Source organism: Oleiphilus sp. HI0061, from assembly GCF_001635675.1.
Genome location: NZ_LWFE01000271.1, coordinates 1 through 1,206, shown reverse-complemented (window position 1 = coordinate 1,206; position 1,206 = coordinate 1). Strand labels below are relative to the sequence as shown.

1 protein-coding gene is annotated in these 1,206 nt (G+C 40.0%); it reads left to right on the top strand.

Going from position 1 to position 1,206, the window contains the following annotated elements:
- Positions 1–627: helix-turn-helix domain-containing protein (locus A3735_RS03520; RefSeq protein ID WP_156499376.1), on the top strand; the 627-nt coding region annotated here is incomplete at its 5' end.
- Positions 628–1,206: the final 579 nt, after the last annotated feature.

The window sequence follows — 1,206 nt, the reverse complement described above, 5'->3', positions numbered from 1 at the left end:
ATTTTTGATGGCGAGTCAGCATGTAGCGAAGTACTGCTTGCTTGTATCAAACCCGCCACACTCGACTTAATGCGTTCGCCATGCAATAACGACTTTATAGAAAAACTAAAGCAAGAAACGACACTGTCTCATTCCAATAATGATCAGGGCGACAATCTAGAAAGATGCATTCAAGAAGTTGATGCACTCTCGATGTCACCTTCTCTTTTGAACCAATCATTTGCGGAAAACTGCTTTATAAAAATGCTGCTTCTACATATGGAGAGGCTGCATCAAGACACAGCTCTTTCTAAAATCAGTTTCGATCATATTGATCACATTACTGCATGGGTCAGACGGCATTATGTCGAAGATATCAATTTAGATGATTTGAGCAAGAGGTTTTCAGTATCTCGGAGCCAGCTTACACGAAAATTCAAGCAGAAGTATGGGTTCAGTCTAATTGAGTTTGTTCTGCAACTGCGTTTCGATGATGCTGCAAAGCAACTCGCGTTTTCTAAAAAGGACATTACTCGCATTGCCCTAGACATAGGATTCAATAATCTCAGTCACTTTCACAGGCAGTTTAAAAAACGTTTTGGCATGACGCCGCTTTCTTTTCGTAATATGACCGCTCAATCGAGTTAGACAATTGCTTAGCCAAGTATTTATAACAAAACAGAGTTTCATCACATGGTCTAGACTGTTCGTTCTAAACTCTAATAATGTTGCCAGTTAGTTTTATTTTCGCTTATGTCTACAAATCTTTATACATTCGATCGGGGTTTTATCTTCATCGTGACATGGCTGTCATTTAATATCTGTCAGGCTGCTGGAATTGTCGATATAACGCTTCAAGATCAAAATGGCCAAGCACTTGTCGATGGTGTCGTTTATTTTCAAGTCGANTCTGAATATGCTTCCTTGTCTGGCAATAAGCGTATTCCATCGAACTTGATAATGGATCAGAAAAATAGGCAATTCGCCCCTCATGTATTGATTGCTCAGGTCGGTGATTTAGTGAGCTTTCCGAATAGCGACAATATTAGACATCATGTTTATTCGTTTTCAGAGCCAAAGCGCTTTGAAATAAAGCTTTACGCCGACAAGCCGGAATCTCCTATCAAGTTTGAAACGCCAGGCGTCGTGGCACTAGGGTGCAATATACACGATTCAATGCTTGGGTATATTTTGGTTATAGATACACCTTATGCAAGCAAAACAGAC